Genomic DNA, 15126 nt, shown 5'->3' with positions numbered 1-15126 from the left:
ATCGCGGGGGAGAAGCCGCGGACCTGAGCGGCAATGGCTGGGAGATGAAGCCGTGCGCCTGAGCGGCCGGGGATGAAGCTTTGCGCCTGAGCGGCTCGGGCCTCGGTTCGGCTGAGCTTCGGCATGGAGCAGATCGCGGGGAGAAGCCGTGCGCCTGAGCGGAGCGGGCCTCGGTTCCGCCGGGCTCCGGCGAGGAGCAGACTGCGGAGAGAAGCCACGTGCCTGAGCGTTTGCGTGGCGGGTTCCCGAAACGGAGCCCGCCATTTCGCCAAGTCCGGCGTCTGGAGGCAGTCCGCCCGGGGTACCGCTAACCCTCCGCCGGGGCGTCAGCGGCGAAGGTCTGGTCGATGTCCGGGATCCAGTAGCAAATCTCCAACGTCTTTATCCGCGCCATGTGCCAGACCTTCCGGCCGCTGCCCAGCGCTCCGACCCCGCCGAGCAGCGAAAGCGCGGCGGCCACGGCGGCAACCACCCGATGCGGCCCCGTCGCGGTCTGGACGAGCGCCACGACCGCGGCCAGCGTGAACGCGAAGGCGATGTTGCGCAGCATCACCGATTGCGCGCGCATCCGGACGATTTCTCCCGCAGCGTCCTTGTCGTGCAGTTCCGCCGCAGCGACGAGCAGCACCGGGTTGGCCTGGACGTAAGCGCGGTCGCGCGCCTGCGGGACCGCGGCGACGAACTCCTGCCGGGCTTCCTCCGCGTCCCGCCGGGGGCGGAGCCGCTCCAGTTGAGCGGCCAGCGGGTGGAAGAGGTGCCCCAGCAGATAGCTGGCCACGACGGCACCGGCGACCAGCAGTGCGCCCGGTGCGGACGTCAGCGCGGCGACGTGCAGCACGCCCAAGCGGTCGAGTACGTAGACCAGCAGCGACAGCTGGACCGCTCCGGGCACGGCGAAGCTGAACAAGTCGAAGATGCCGACTGCGAACGTCACCGATCGCCTCCAGGGCCGGGGTTTCCGGGATCGTCCCACAACAGTCCCGCGCGCGTACCGCGTTCGGTCATCGTTGCGCGCGATAGCAGTGATCCGCGCTGGGCCCTTTCCGTTCTCCGCGTTCCCGGAAGAATCAGTGGCAGCAGGTTCCTCAGTTTCTGGGAAAGGCGGAAAGAATGTCGGAAATCAGCAGGCGTGGTGCGCTCGGGGCGGGTGCCGGAATCGCTGCGGCGACCGCGCTCGGGGCGACCGGAACCGCGCGGGCGAGCACCGGTGAACCAGCGAACCCGACCTACGTTTTCCCGCTCGCCGCATCCGCGCCCGCCGTCCACGACGGCGGGACGCTGCGCGGGGCCCACGAGAAGAACTTCCCGGTACTGGCCGGTCAGCAGGGTTCGGTGTACTTGGTGCACCTCGACCCCGGCGGGGTGCGCGAACCGCATTGGCACCCGTCCGCGTGGGAGTTGAACTACATCATTTCCGGCAAGGCGGACTGGAGCATTCTCGGCACGCACGAGGACGGCAGTTACCACAATGCGGTTTTCAGCGCGGGAGCCGGGGAACTCGTCTTCGCCCCGCAGGGATTCTTTCACTATTTCGCGAATTCCAGCAGTACCGAGGGGCTGGACGTGCTCGTCATGTTCAACACCAGCACCGGCGAGCCGAACGACGACATCGGCGTCGTCGGGACGCTGAACTCGCTGCCGCGCGAGATCCTCGCCGCCTCGTTCGGGGTTCCGGTGTCCGCGTTCGCCGCGGTGCCGAAGGACCTCAAGCCGGTGGTGATCACCCGCCGCCGGTAGTGGCAGTGCCCACACCTGGTGCGCGGTCGGGCACCGAGAGTGGTACTCCGGAGTAGTGATCGATCCGGTGCTGCTGCGCACTTTTCTCGCTGTGGCCGAGGCGGGCGGGTTCTCCGAAGCCGCCCGCAGGCTGGATCTCGGGCAGTCGACGGTGAGCCAGCACGTCCGCCGCCTCGAAACGGCGCTGAGCTGCGTGCTGTTCGAGCGCGACACGCACAGCGTGCGCCTCACCGGCGACGGCGAGACGATGACCGGTTTCGCCCGCGGCATCCTCGACCAGCAGGACCGCGCGCTCCGCTATTTCTCCCGGCCGGGCCCGCGCGGGCGGGTCCGGTTCGGGGTGTGCGAGGACTTCCTGCTCGGCCACGCCGCGGACGTCCTCGGCCGCTTCCGCGGCACGCATCCGGGGATCGACCTCGAACTGTCGGTCGAACTGAGCGAGGTGCTGCATTCCCGGCTCGCCGACGGAGACCTCGACCTGGTGCTCGCCAAACGCGACTCCGGCCAGGGCGTGCGGCGCGACCCGCTCGTGTGGGTGGGCGCGCCGGGGCTGGAGCTGGTCCCGGGCGAGCCGGTGCCGCTGGTGCTTTACCCGGAACCGAGCGTCACCCGGGCCCGCGCGCTGACCGCGTTGCGTCGCAACGGTGTCCAGTGGCGGATCGGCTGCGTCAGCGAACGGCTCAACGGCCTGCGGGTCGCGCTCGAAGCCGGGCTCGGCATCGGCCTGTTCGCGGAATCCGTGGTGCCGGACGGGCTGGCCCCGATCGCGGGGCTGCCCGATCCGGGATCGGTGACGTTCGTGCTGAGCCACCGGGGAACGGCGCGGGGTTCGGCGGCGGCGCTGGCGGAGACGATCCTGTCGGCTCAGTGGAGCCGTCCGCCGCTCACGCTTCGGCAACCACCGCTTCCGCGGCGACGGCCGGCGAAGGCCCGAACACCTCCCGAGGCTCCGGGAACACCTTCACCAGCACCGGATACGCCGCCGCGGCCGTGCAGAGCGTCACCGCCAGGCTGATGTCCACGCCGCCCGCGACGCCTGCCAGCGGGCCGGTGATCATCGGCGTATTCGCGCACAGCAGACCCAGTCCGGCGGCCGGGATCCAAGCCGCCATCGCGCGCCAGTTGACGCCCCGGTGGAACCAGTACCGTCCGCCGGTGCGGCCCTCGTTGAACACTTGCAGGTCGGCCGGGTCGTAGTAGCCGCGGCGGTGCACGTAGCCGATCATCATGATCACCATCCACGGCGACGTGCACAGCACGATCAGCGTCGCGAACGCGTTGATGCTGGACACCATGTCGAGCACGAAATTGCCGACGAAGATGAACAGCACGCTCAGCGTCCCGATCAGCAGCGTCGCCCGCACCCGGGACAGCCGCGGGAAGATCGAGCTGAAGTCCAGGCCGGTGCCGTACAGCGCGGTGGTGCCGGTGGACAACCCGCCGATCAGTGCGACCACGATCAGCGGGATCGCGTACCAGAGCGGGGAAATCGCGGTCAGGCCGGTGACGTAGTCGGCGGGGTCGGCGACCAGGGTCGCGGTCGCGATGCCGAAGCCGAACGGCAGCAGCGTCGCCAGTTGCGCGAGGAACGGCGCGGCCAGCAGCGAGCGCCGCGAGTGGGTGGCGGGGATGTAGCGCGACCAGTCGCCGAGGAACGCGCCGAACGAGATCGGGTTCGCCATCACAGTCAGCACGGCGAGGATCCACGTCGGCCAAAACGTGCCGAGCGCGAAGGTGCCGCTGCCGGCGAACGACGGGTCGAACGAGCCGCCGTAGGCGAAGATCCCGACCAGCATGATGAGCGTGCCCAGCGTCACCGCGACGCGGTTGACCAGCAGCATGAAGCGGTAGCCGTAAATGCACACGACGAGGACGGCGATCGCGATCACGCCGTAGGCGGCCGCGCGCAGGACGGATCCGCCGTCGATGCCGAAAAGCCGTTGTGCCGCACCGGTTACCGCGTCGCCGCTCACCCACACCGAGATCGCGAAGAAGGTGATCGCGGTGAGCAGCGACAGGAACGAGCCGACGCACCGGCCGACCACGCCGAAGTGCGCACCGGACGAAACCGCGTTGTTCGTCCGGGTGACCGGGCCGAACAAAGCCATCGGAGACAGTACGAGCGCGCCGAGCACCACGCCCACGACGGTCGCCGCGAGCGCCGCCCAGAAGCTCAGCCCGTAGGCGATCGGCAGTGTGCCGAGGATGATCGTGGCGAACGTGTTGGCCCCGCCGAACGCGAGCCGGAACAGATCACGCGGCCGGGACGTCTGCTCGGCGGGCGGGATCGGCGCGATGCCGTGCTGTTCGACCTCGGTGACCTTGCCGCTCATCACTCGAACCTCGTCATCACGTGCTTGACGCGGGTGTACTCGGCGAACGAGTACGCCGAGAGGTCCTTGCCGTGCCCGGAGTGGCCGAACCCGCCGTGCGGCATCTCGGCGGTCAGCGGGCCGTGCGTGTTCACCCACACGCAGCCGAAATCGAGGTCGCGCGACACCCGTGCGACGCGGGCGACGTCGTTCGTCCATACCGAAGCAGCCAGGCCGTACGGGACACCGTTGGCCAGCTCCAGCGCTTCCGTCTCGCCGGCGAACGGCTGGACGGTGATCACCGGCGCGAAGACTTCCTCCTGGACCAGCTCGTCGTCCTGGCGGAGCCCGGACACGACGGTCGGCGCGAGCTGGAAGCCCGGTCCGGGCGCGGTGCCGCCGGTTTCGACGCGGGCGTGCGACGGCAGCCGCTCCAGCAGGCCGAGCACGCGCTCCAGCTGGGCGCGGCTGTTGAGCGGGCCGTAGTCGACGTCCGGGCGGCGGGTGGCAGCCGTCTTTGCCAGCGCGGCGACGAATTCGCCGTGGACGCTCTCGTGCACCAGCACGCGGCTGCCCGCGGTGCAGTCCTGTCCGGCGTTGTAGAACGCCGCGTCGGCGATCCGTTCGGCGGTGTCGGCGAGGTCGGTGTCCGGGAAGACCAGCAGGGGAGCGTTGCCGCCCAATTCCAGGTGGGTGCGCTTGAGATCGGCCGCGGCGACGGTGGCCACGTCGATGCCGGCGCGTGTCGAGCCGGTGATGGACACCAGGTCGGTACGCGGGTGCCGGACCAGCGCGCGGCCGGTTTCCCGGTCGCCGCACACGACGTTGAACACGCCCGGCGGCAGGAATTCCGCCGCGGCTTCGGCCAGCAGCACCGCGGTGGACGGCGTGGTTTCCGCCGGCTTGAGCACCACGGTGTTGCCCGCGGCGAGCGCCGGGCCGATCTTCCAGACGGCCATCATCAGCGGGTAGTTCCACGGCGCGATCTGCGCGCACACGCCGATCGGCTCGCGGCGGATCACCGACGTGTGCCCGGCCAGGTACTCGCCCGCGCCGGTGCCTTCGAGCTGCCGCGCGGCACCGGCGAAGAACCGCAGCGTGCTCACGCATTCCGGGATTTCCTCGTCCAGCAGGACCGAACGGACTTTGCCGGTCTCGCGGACCTCGGCGCCGGCGAACTCTTCCGCGCGCGCTTCCAGCGCGTCGGCGATCTTGAGCAGGGCTTCCTGGCGCTGCGCGGGCGTGCCGCGCCGCCATGACCGGAACGCGCGCGCCGCCGACTCCATCGCGAGGTCGATTTCGTTCCGCCGGGAAACTACGCTGGTGCCGAAGACCTTGCCGGTGGCCGGGTTGGTCAGTTCGAGGGTCGTCCCGGTGTCGGGAGTGTCGACCAAAGCGCCGCCGGCGAAGTTGCGGACGTGGGTCATGAGTGCTCCAAGTGGGTTGGGGCGAACATCTTCAGCAGCGCGGGAAGCACGACGACGGACGGGCCGGGGGTGCGCAGCGCGTCGGCGAGATCGGCGCGGACAGTGTCCACGGTGGTCTTTCGCGCGGGAATGCCGAATGACTCGGCCAGCGCCGCGAAATCCGGCCGCGGCAGTTCGGTCGCGGTGGTCTGGCCGAACGCGCCGGTGAGGTATTCGCGCAGGATGCCGTAGCCGCCGTCGTCGACGACCAGCCAGGTCACGTCGAGCTGGTGCTGTACGGCGGTGGCCAGCTCGGCCAGTCCGTACATCGCGCCGCCGTCGCCGGACACGGCCAGCGTCCGCACGCCCGCCGCGGCAGCGCCGAGCGCGCCGGGAAGGCCGTAGCCGAGCCCGCCCGCACCCTGCGCGGTATGGATCGGCGCGCCGTCGGGATTCCACACCGACCACGCCCAGTAGGCTGCGATCGTCATGTCCCAGAAGGTTTGTGTGCCTTCGGGAAGTGCCGCGCGGAGGTCGCCGATCAGCTTCCGTTCAAGCGCGAGCGGCTGACTGTCCAACCTGGACTCGACGCGGGCGAGCAGATCTTTCACCGCGGCTTCGGCGCGGCCGTCCGGGGTGCGCGGCGCGAGCTGGCCCAAGAGCGCGCGGAGGGTGTGCCGGACATCGGCGTGCAGCGCGAGCGCGGGGTAGTTCGACTCCAGTTTCCCGAGATCCGCTTCCACCTGCACGACCTGGCCGCGCGGCGCGAACTCGCGGTAGTTGCTGGACAGTTCGCCCAGCCCGGAACCGAGCACCAGCAGGACGTCGGCGGCGGAGAGGAATTCCGTGGTGTGCCAGTCTTCCATCCACGACTGCGCGGACAGCTCGTGGTCCCAGGCGAAAACGCCCTTGCCGCCGAACGTCGACACCACCGGCGCGCGCAGGGTTTCGGCGAGCAGGCGCAGTTCGTCGTGCGCTCCGGAGCGCAGCGCGCCGCCACCGGCGAGGATCACCGGATTCTTCGCTGCGGCAAGGAGTTTCGCGGCCGCTGCCACCAGCTCCGGCAGCGGTTCGAGCGGTGCCGGAGCCGCGGTCACCGATGTCAGCTGCGGCAGGTTCGCCGGGGCGAGCAGCACGTCCTGCGGGACTTCCACCCACACCGGCCCGTACGGCGCGGTCGCGGCGGATTCCCACGCCTCGCGCAGCGCGGTCGGGATCTGGCTGATCGAACGGACCACGTGCACCGACTTCACGATGTCGCGGAAGCTGGCCTGCTGGTCGGGCAATTCGTGCAGGTAGCCGTGCCGTCCGCCGCCGAGCCCGGCGACCGGGACCTGGCTGGAGATCCCGAGCACCGGCACCGAGGCCGCGCGCGATTCCTGCAGCGACGCCAGCGTGAGCAGCGCGCCGGGGCCGGTCGACACGATCATCGGCGTGACCGGCACCGGGCCGTGCGGATCGGCGGCGAGCCGGGCGCGCGCGTGGCCGTCCGCGGCGAAGGCGAGATTGTTCTCCACCCGCGAGCTGACCACGCGCAGGTCTTCGGCCCGGCGCAGCGCTTCGAACAGGCCGAGCGCGTGCTGTCCGGGCAGGCCGAACACGGTGTCCGCACCGAGCGCTCGCAGCGTCTCTACGACAACGTCGCCGCCGATCCGGGTCATGCGTCGCGTCCCAGCGCCAGCAGGCTGACCAGGTCGTAGGCGACATGCGAGGCAGCGACCGCGGTGATCTCGGCGTGGTCGTAGGCCGGGGCCAGCTCCACGACGTCCGCGCCGACCAGGTTGAGCCCGCGCAGGCCGCGCAGGATCTCCAGCAGTTCGCGGCTGGTCATGCCGCCCGCCTCGGGAGTGCCGGTGCCGGGCGCGTGCGCGGGGTCGAGCACATCGATGTCCACGGACACGTACAGCGGACGGTCGCCGATGCGCTGGCGAAGCGCGTCCACGGTCTCGTCTATGCCGCGGCGCAGTACGTCGCCGGAGGTGACGATGCCGAAGCCGAGGCGACGGTCTTCTTCGAGGTCGCGCTTGCCGTACAGCGGGCCGCGCGTGCCCACGTGCGACACGGCACTGGTGTCGAGGATGCCTTCTTCGACCGCGCGACGGAACGGCGTGCCGTGCGTGTACGGCTCGCCGAAGTAGGTGTCCCAGGTGTCGAGGTGGGCGTCGAAGTGAAGCAGAGCAACGGGACCGTGCTTCTTCGCCGCCGCGCGCAGCAGCGGGAGCGCGATGGTGTGGTCACCGCCGACAGTCACGAGCTTCGTCTCGCCCGCAGTAAGCGCTTCGGCCTCCTGCTGCAGCTTCTCGATCGCTTCGCCGATGTGGAACGGGTTGACCGCGATATCACCAGCGTCCACGACCTGCTTCTCGGCGAACGGCGAAACGTCCAGACCCGGGTGGTACGGCCGCAGCAGCCGGCTCGCCTCGCGAAGCGCCGAAGGACCGAACCGCGCGCCGGGGCGGTAGGACACGCCGGAGTCGAACGGCACGCCGACCACGGCTACGTCGGCGCTCGGCACTTCGTCGATCCGTGGCAGCCGCGCGAAGGTCGCGAAGCCGGCAAAACGCGGGATCTGCGACGAGTCGAGCGGGCCGACCGGACGCTGTTCACTCACTGGGCAACTCCTGTCGGGTTTCGGATGCGCTGAGATCTTCAGCGGCTGTGGGGTTTTCGGAGCCGTGAAGACGTTCTGTCCACACGGAAAGAATGCTGTCCGGCGTACGCGGTGTCGCGAGGCTGACGCCGATGTACACGACGAGGCTGACGCCGAGACCCCAATAGATCGGGCTGTTGGCCGCAACCCCGTCGACGATCATGAAGGCGATGACGGACACCGTCCCGGCCACCATCGACGCGTACGCGCCTTCGCGAGTGCCGCGCTTCCAGAACAGCGCGCCGATGATCGTGACGAGCAGGCCGCCGACGAGGATGTCGTATGCGATGGTGAGCGCGTTGACGACGTCGTCGACGAGCATTGCGATACCGATGGCCACGATGCCCAGCACAAGTGTCGTCACTCGGTTACGCAAGACCTCGCCGCTCTTCAGGCCGATCTTGCGGAACAGGTCCGAAGTCGTCGTCGTGGCGCACGCGATAAGCGCGCCGCTCGAAGTCGACATCAGCGCCGAGAGCGCCGCCGCGAGCACGAGACCGCGTACGCCGGTGGGCAGCAGCCGTTCGGCGATGGTGGCGAAGGCGTCCTGCGCACTGCCTAGGTCTGGGTACAGCACCTTCGCCGCCGTACCGATCAGCGCGCCCGCGATGCCGTAGACGAGGCAGTAGACGCCCGAGATGACACCGCCACCGGTCGCGACGCGCGGGGTGCGCGCGGTGAACACGCGCTGCCAGATGTCCTGCCCGATCAGCAACCCGAACGTGTAGATCAGGAAGTAGGTCAGGATCGTCTCGCCGCCGATCGAGGTGAACTCGAAGTACGACGCGTCCAGCTTCTCGGCCATCCCGCTGAAGCCGCCCGCCGAGACGAGCGCGACCGGCAGCAGCACGAACAGGATGCCGATCGTCTTGATCACGAACTGCGCGATGTCGGTCAGCGTGATCGACCACATGCCGCCGAGCACCGAGTACAGCACCACGATCGACCCGCCGATCGCGATCCCGGCCCAGCTCGGGATCGAGAACAGCACCTTGAAGATCGACGCGAACGCCAGCGTCGAGGTGACCGTGAGCATCAGCGTGTAGCCCCACATCACCACGCCGGACACCGCGCTCGCGCGGCCGCCGTAGCGCAGGTCGAGCATCTCGCCGACGGTGTAGACGCGCAGCTTCACGAGCCGCCGCGCGAAAACCGCGTGCAGCACGAGGATCCCGACGCCGATCGTGATCACCAGCCACGCGCCGGAGATGCCGTAGGTGTAGCCGAGCTTCACGCCGCCGACGGTCGACGCGCCGCCGAGCACGACGGCCGACATCGTGCCGGAGTACATGAACCAGCCGAGCCGCCGTCCGGCGACCAGATAGTCGGATTTCGTCTTGGCCAGCCGGAGGCCGATCCAGCCGACCCCGATCATGCCCGCGATGTACAGCGCGATCACCGCGTAGTCGCCGCCCACGGGTCCTCCTTGAAACGGGGTGGGGTTCTTGCGAGACACCGTAGGGTCGGGCGACCCCGCGGCGGCATGGGACGATGTATCCAGGACTTCGCCGAAGATTGGTTGAAATGACCCACCAGGACGTGCTGTTGCCCGCGGAGGTGACAGTTCCACTACGCACCGTCGCGGGCAACCCGGAGCTGGCGCTCGACGCCGTGCCCGAAACGCTGCGCCCGGGCGCTCTGGACCGGCCGGTGCGCTGGGCGCACGTGAGCGAACTGGCCGACCCCGCGCCGTACCTGGTGGGTGCCGAGCTCGTGCTGACCGCGGGCGTGAACCTGCCGAAGGACGCCGACCGCTACGTCCGGGGGCTGCGCGACGCGGGCGTTACCGCGCTCGGCTTCGGCCTCACCCCGACCGTCTCGGAAACCCTGCCGTCCTCGCTGCGCGACGCCTGCGTGGAGCACGGCCTGCCGCTGCTGGTCGTGCCGCCCGCGACACCGTTTCTGGCGATCAACCGGGCCGTCGCGGTCGCGCTCGCCGAGGCGGGACGGCACGAAGAACGGCGGCTGGCGGAAGGCCGCGAAGCGCTGACGCGAGCCGCTGGCGGCGGCTTGGGGGAGCTGGTCGCCGCTCTCGCCGGGCGCTTGCGCGGGTGGGTCGCGATGGTCGGTTCCGGGGACGTTCTGGCGGCGGGCTACGACGCGCCGCAGCCGTTGCCGTCACCGGTGAAGGAACTGCTCGCGACCTTGCGCGGCCGCTCCGGAATCCGCATCGCCTCCACCGAATTGCCGGACGGCACACAGGTTGTCGCGCAGCCGGTTTATCCGCAGGCGACCGCCGCGCACCTGGTCGTGGCCGGCCGGGCGCACCGGTTCGACAGCGGAGACCGGGCGATCCTGGCCGTCGGCGCGGCGCTGCTGGGTCTCGTCGGCCGCGCCGGATCGGACAGCGCGGAACTCGGCGCCGCGGCGACCGCGTTGCTGCTCGGCGGTCCCGGCGCGGACGCGCTCGCCGGAGTCGTGGGCAGCGACCAGGCCCGGCTCGTCGCCGGAGTCGCCCACCGGCGAGGCCCGCACGCACTGGCCCGGCGGCCGGACTGGCTGCGCGCCCGGCTCGACACCCCGCTGGTCCAGGTCCTGCCCGGGCCCCGGTTCTACGCCATCGCGGGCGAACCCGGCGACCTGGACGGTCTCCTGGAACACGGCTGGCTCGCGGCGGCCAGCCCGCCGCACCCCGCCGCCGACCTGCCCGCCGCCGTCACGGAAACCGAACTGCTGCTCGCCCGCGCCCGCGCATTGGCCCGTCCGCTGGCCGCCGGCGCCGACCCGCTCGGCTTCGACGAACTGATCCCGCCCGCCGCGGCGAGCGCGTTCGCCGAACGTCTGCTGGCCCCGCTGCGGGAACTGGACCGCGCGCACGGCCGCGAGCTGGTGCCGACCCTCCGGACGTGGCTGGCGCACCACGGAAGCTGGGACCGGACCGCCACCGGGCTCGGCGTGCACCGCAACAGCGTGCGGCACCGGATCGGGCAGGCGGAACGAGCGCTGGGCGTCGAGCTGGCCGACCCGGAAACGCGGATGCGACTGTGGTTCGCGTTGCGGTGGGCGTGAACGCGAGTGTCCACTCAGGCTTCTCAGGTGCTCTCAGGAAACTATGGGATTGTGGTCTGGTGCGAGTTCTGGTAGTCGAAGACGAAGAGCCGTTGGCCGACGCGATCGCCCGCGGGCTGCGACGGGAGGGCATGGCCGTCGACATCGCGCTCACCGGCGACGACGGGCACGAGAAGTCGTCGGTCACGCGGTACGACGTGGTGCTGCTCGACCGCGACCTGCCCGGGATGTCCGGCGACGACCTGTGCCGCGAGATCGTGACGTCCGGCGAGCTGACGCGCGTGCTGATGCTGACCGCGAGCAGTTCGGTGTCCGACCGGGTGGACGGGCTGTCGCTGGGCGCGGACGACTATCTCGCCAAGCCGTTCGCCTTCCCGGAGCTGGTCGCGCGCGTGCGGGCACTGGGCCGCCGCGCGACGCCCGCCGCGCCGCCGCTGCTCACCGCGGGCGACGTCGAGCTGGACGCGGCGAAGCGCACTGTCCGGCGCGCGAGCGGGCCGGTCGAGCTGACCCGCAAGGAGTTCGGCGTGCTCGAGGTCCTGCTGTCGGCGGGGGGTTCCGTCGTGAGCAGCGAGGAACTGCTCGAACGGGTGTGGGACGAGAACGCCGACCCGTTCACCACCACGGTCCGGGTCACCGTGATGACCTTGCGCAAGAAGCTCGGCGAACCGGGCATCATCGAGACCGTGGTCGGCTCGGGCTACCGGGTGTCGGTCGCCGGTTCCGAGTGAAGCTTCCCGGCGCTCGCAGCCTGCGGGTGCGCGTCACCGTCCTGGCGACCGTCCTGGTCGCCGCGGCGGGGTTGCTGCTGCTGTGGCTGGCGTGGACGCTCGTCGGCGACGCGGTCGACGCCGTGCCGCACCTGCCGCCGGGCACCGTCGTCCGGGTGGACGGCGTCGACGTGGACTCGTCCACGCTCGCGCAGCATCTGCGTTCGCACGCGGTCACCCGGGTGCTGATCTTCGGCTCGCTGGCCTTCTGCTTCGTGGTGGCCGCGGCGGCGATCCTGGCCTGGACGTTCACCTCCCGGGTGCTGCGCCCGCTGCGCGAGATCGCCGGCACCGCGCAACGGCTGTCGATCGAGTCGATGGGGGAGCGCATCGGCGAGATCCGCTCGCGCGACGAACTGGCCGAGCTGGCCAGGACGTTCGACGACATGCTCGACCGGCTCCAGGACGCGTTCGACGCGCAGCGGCATTTCGTGGCCAACGCGAGCCATGAATTGCGCACGCCGCTGTCGGTGATCCGCACGGAACTGGACGTCACGCTGTCCGACGAACACGCCGACGAGGCCGAATTCCGCCGGATGGCCGGGGTCGTGCTGGACGCGACGAACCGGGCGGGGCAGCTGGTGAACTCGCTGCTGCTGCTGGCCCGGACGGACGGAGCCGGTCTCGTGACGCGGGAACTGGTCGACCTGACGGTGCTCGTGGAACGCGCGTGGTCGGCGGTTCGCGGCGAAGCCGACCAACGGGGCCTGCGCGCGGATTTCGCGATGCGGCCGTCCCCGGCGATCGGGGATTCCGCTTTGCTGGAACGGATCGCGGGAAACCTGGTCGAGAACGCGGTGCGGCACAACGTCGACGGCGGCTGGATCGAGGTGACGACGGAGCCGGGCGCGCAGTGGTCGACGCTGCGGGTGCGTTCGTCGGGCGGGCTGCTGGACCCGGCGGCGGTGCCGGAGCTGTTCCAGCCGTTCCGCCGCGCCGGGGTGGCCCGGACGGCGCGTTCCGGTGCGGGACTGGGGCTGTCGATCGTGCGAGCGGCGGTGCAGGCGCACGGGGGAATGGTGTCGGCGGAGCCGGTGGTCGGGGGCGGGCTGGCGGTGACGGTCCGGTTGCCGACCGCGTAGCACATGTGTAGCACATGTGCGAAAAGGTGCTACAGTGCGGGCTATGGGATACGCGATCGGCCAGCGAGAGCTGCGCAACGACAACGCGGAGATCATGCGGCGGGTGGCGGCGGGCGAGTCGTTCGTGGTCACCCGCAACGGGAAGCCGGTCGCCGACCTGGTGCCGCACCTCGCCCCGGAGGAGCCGCGGCGAGACCGGACGCTCGGCGAGATCCAGGAGGCCTTCCGCGGGCTGCCGCCGATGGACAGCGCCGAATGGCGTCGCGAGCGGGAAGCCGATGACGCTGTCTTCGGGCCGGACCGCCTCGGCGATCCCGGAGAAGGACCGTGACAGTTCCGTCCCGGGTGCTGCTCGACACCTCGGTGGTCATCGATCTTGAGCGGCTCGATCTGGGCCCGTACGCGTCCTCGGTGCCCGCGGTCAGTTCGGTGACCGTCGCGGAGCTGGCCTACGGCCTCGTCACCGACGATCCGGTCCGGCTCGCGGAACGGGTCGAGCGCTACCGCCGTGTCCTCGACCAGTTCGTGGTGCTGCCGTTCGGCGTTGAGGAAGCCAAGATGTACGGCACGGGCGCGGGACTGGTCCGGCGGTTCGGGCGGGATCCGCGTCCCCGCCGGATGGACCTGCAGATCGCGGCGACGGCGGCGGCGCGGCAGGTCCCGTTGCTGACCAGGAACCCGAAGGACTTCGCCGGGCTGGACCGGCTGCTCACCGTCGTCGAGATCTGAACCCGGCAGGCGCTCGACCGGCGCCCGCGCCTGCCGGGCCCGGTCCTCAGCGGACGTCGATGAACGTCGGATTCCCGTACCGCCAAAGGTCTTCGTACGGATTGGCCTGTCCGATCAGGTCCGTCATCGGCTCGATTCCGCCAGCGACGTGCCGCTTCCCGTCCGTTCCGCGCACCCGGACGTAGAACGGCCCCCGCGCGTTGCGGAAGGTGTGCTTCCCGCGTAGCCGCGCGAAAGCGTGAACGACTCGGCCACTCGCGTACCCGGCGCAGTCATCGTGTCGCGATCCGCCGCCGGGCCGGAGATCAGATCCAGCCGGCCAAGACGCGGCACCGAACCCGATCCGTTCGGCCGGTACGCGGTCACCGCCGATACGACCACTGTCACGGTCGAGCCACGCCGCACGCTCAGCCGTCCGCCGAACGTCGCGCAGTCACCGCCGCCGAACACGCCGACTTCCAGCTGCTGCGCCAAACCGCCGTGAGACAGCCAAATCCGGCCCGCGCGCAGGCCTTCCAGCACGCCCTCGAAGCCCGGCCGGCGCACGCCGACCACGGTGCGGCTGAACTCGGCGGGGTAGAAATCCGCGTACGGCGCGGACAATTGCGGGATCCCGCTGTCCACCGGGTCCGGGTACTTGCCGGTCCGCTCGTACCAGCTGTCCGGCACCGACGGGCGCACCAGCCGGTCGCCGCGGTTGTAGTGCGAATCGGAGTTCGTGGTGATCCACCAGGGTTTTCCTTCGGCCAGCAGGGAATCCCACAGCCCGCCGACCTTCGCCGTGGTCCAGTCCCAGCCGCCGAACGTGCGGTACGCCTCGGCGGCGACACCCGGCCGTTGCGCAGCGGGTGGTTGATCAGCACGACCGGAGCGTGGATCCGGCGTTTGCGTTCCTGCTCGGCGAGCCACCGCAAACCCCTGAGCGCCAACGCTTCGTGCTGGACGATTCGGAACCCGTCAGCCGCCAGTCGAAGCCGCGCTCGAATTCGCGCAGCACGCTCGCCTGGTCGCGTCCGGCCTGGAAGAACAGCGTCGCGTGCTCCGCGCCCGGCACATTCCACTCCATGCCTTGCCACAGCAGCAGATCCGGATGCCTCCGCTGCGCGGCGAGCACGTCGCGGCTGGTCGGCTCCACCGACGACTTCTCGTGCGTCGCGTGCCCGTGATCAGTGAAGACGATCCACTTCGCGCCGTGCTCGCGCCGGCTGCGATCCGGTCGATGGGGTACATCGCGTCGTACGAATACTGGCTGTACGTGCGATGATCGCCGACGACCCACTGGCAGCGGCGGCGAACAGCCAGTCGAGATCGATCCCTAGGCCGAGCCCCAGATCGAGGCCAGTGCCGGGGCCCCGGCGGCGACGGCGCCGGCCAGGTCCGCGTTTGAAGAATCCGAGACGGCCGGCACCGTCCGGGTTCACGGGGGAGCCG

The 15126-nt window shown here is 70.4% G+C and carries 14 protein-coding genes and 1 pseudogene; 7 read left to right on the top strand and 8 right to left on the bottom strand.

Features of this window, described 5'->3' with window-relative positions; all coding sequences use genetic code 11:
• Positions 1–307: 307 nt before the first annotated feature.
• Positions 308–934 (bottom strand): hypothetical protein, encoded by a 627-nt coding sequence (locus tag BM362_RS22390; protein ID WP_093574398.1) that lies wholly within the window; start codon positions 932–934, stop codon positions 308–310.
• A 176-nt stretch (positions 935–1110) separates the two neighbouring features.
• On the opposite strand from BM362_RS22390, the gene BM362_RS22385 reads away from it, so the two are divergent.
• Both BM362_RS22385 and BM362_RS22380 read left to right on the top strand, forming a co-directional pair.
• Positions 1111–1737, top strand: coding sequence for a cupin domain-containing protein (locus BM362_RS22385; protein ID WP_093574397.1), 627 nt, complete (start codon positions 1111–1113; stop codon positions 1735–1737).
• A gap of 55 nt (positions 1738–1792) precedes the next feature.
• A pseudogene (locus BM362_RS22380) lies at positions 1793–2566 on the top strand (LysR family transcriptional regulator); the annotation flags it as partial.
• Positions 2567–2621: 55 nt separating this feature from the next.
• On the opposite strand, the gene BM362_RS22375 reads toward BM362_RS22380, so the two are convergent.
• Genes BM362_RS22375 through BM362_RS22355 form a run of 5 tightly spaced genes read right to left on the bottom strand, consistent with a single transcriptional unit; the run spans position 2622 to position 9522 of the window.
• The gene (locus tag BM362_RS22375) at positions 2622–4070 is read right to left on the bottom strand and encodes a purine-cytosine permease family protein (RefSeq protein ID WP_093574396.1); all 1449 of its coding nucleotides are present in this window, start codon (positions 4068–4070) and stop codon (positions 2622–2624) included.
• Positions 4070–5476 carry an aminobutyraldehyde dehydrogenase gene (locus tag BM362_RS22370; protein ID WP_067579436.1) on the bottom strand — a complete coding sequence of 469 codons (1407 nt, stop codon included), beginning with the start codon at positions 5474–5476 and terminating at the stop codon, positions 4070–4072. The genes BM362_RS22375 and BM362_RS22370 overlap by 1 nt, the downstream gene beginning before the upstream one ends.
• A complete protein-coding gene (locus BM362_RS22365; RefSeq protein ID WP_093574395.1) occupies positions 5473–7116 on the bottom strand; it encodes a thiamine pyrophosphate-binding protein in 1644 nt (547 codons plus the stop codon). The genes BM362_RS22370 and BM362_RS22365 overlap by 4 nt, the downstream gene beginning before the upstream one ends.
• A complete protein-coding gene (gene speB / locus BM362_RS22360) occupies positions 7113–8066 on the bottom strand; it encodes an agmatinase (protein WP_067579433.1) in 954 nt (317 codons plus the stop codon). The genes BM362_RS22365 and speB overlap by 4 nt, the downstream gene beginning before the upstream one ends.
• On the bottom strand, positions 8059–9522 hold the full coding sequence (locus tag BM362_RS22355) for a sodium:solute symporter family protein (RefSeq protein WP_093574394.1): 1464 nt from the start codon (positions 9520–9522) through the stop codon (positions 8059–8061). Before BM362_RS22355 ends, speB begins: the two co-directional genes overlap by 8 nt.
• A 107-nt stretch (positions 9523–9629) precedes the next feature.
• Here BM362_RS22355 and BM362_RS22350 point away from each other — a divergent pair, with 107 nt between their 5' ends.
• From BM362_RS22350 to BM362_RS22330, 5 genes are read left to right on the top strand one after another with little or no spacing between them, the layout of a single operon-like run.
• A complete protein-coding gene (locus BM362_RS22350; protein ID WP_067579431.1) occupies positions 9630–11114 on the top strand; it encodes a PucR family transcriptional regulator in 1485 nt (494 codons plus the stop codon).
• 59 nt (positions 11115–11173) lie between these two features.
• The gene (locus BM362_RS22345) at positions 11174–11845 is read left to right on the top strand and encodes a response regulator transcription factor (RefSeq protein WP_167545388.1); all 672 of its coding nucleotides are present in this window, start codon (positions 11174–11176) and stop codon (positions 11843–11845) included.
• The gene (locus BM362_RS22340) at positions 11842–12966 is read left to right on the top strand and encodes a sensor histidine kinase (protein WP_067579429.1); all 1125 of its coding nucleotides are present in this window, start codon (positions 11842–11844) and stop codon (positions 12964–12966) included. Before BM362_RS22345 ends, BM362_RS22340 begins: the two co-directional genes overlap by 4 nt.
• A gap of 43 nt (positions 12967–13009) precedes the next feature.
• Positions 13010–13297, top strand: coding sequence for a type II toxin-antitoxin system Phd/YefM family antitoxin (locus tag BM362_RS22335; RefSeq protein WP_067579427.1), 288 nt, complete (start codon positions 13010–13012; stop codon positions 13295–13297).
• The gene (locus tag BM362_RS22330) at positions 13294–13695 is read left to right on the top strand and encodes a type II toxin-antitoxin system VapC family toxin (protein WP_093574393.1); all 402 of its coding nucleotides are present in this window, start codon (positions 13294–13296) and stop codon (positions 13693–13695) included. The genes BM362_RS22335 and BM362_RS22330 overlap by 4 nt, the downstream gene beginning before the upstream one ends.
• A 123-nt stretch (positions 13696–13818) precedes the next feature.
• On the opposite strand, the gene BM362_RS49190 is transcribed toward BM362_RS22330, so the two are convergent.
• Both BM362_RS49190 and BM362_RS49185 read right to left on the bottom strand, forming a co-directional pair.
• On the bottom strand, positions 13819–14604 hold the full coding sequence (locus BM362_RS49190) for a hypothetical protein (protein WP_244287235.1): 786 nt from the start codon (positions 14602–14604) through the stop codon (positions 13819–13821).
• A complete protein-coding gene (locus BM362_RS49185) occupies positions 14552–14830 on the bottom strand; it encodes a hypothetical protein (RefSeq protein ID WP_244287234.1) in 279 nt (92 codons plus the stop codon). The genes BM362_RS49190 and BM362_RS49185 overlap by 53 nt, the downstream gene beginning before the upstream one ends.
• Between the last annotated feature and the right edge of the window lie 296 nt (positions 14831–15126).

The organism is Amycolatopsis rubida (genome assembly GCF_900115345.1).
Taxonomy (GTDB): Bacteria; Actinomycetota; Actinomycetes; order Mycobacteriales; family Pseudonocardiaceae; genus Amycolatopsis; species Amycolatopsis rubida.
Note: the sequence above shows the minus strand (reverse complement) of the source record. Positions and strands in the feature narration are given on the sequence as shown.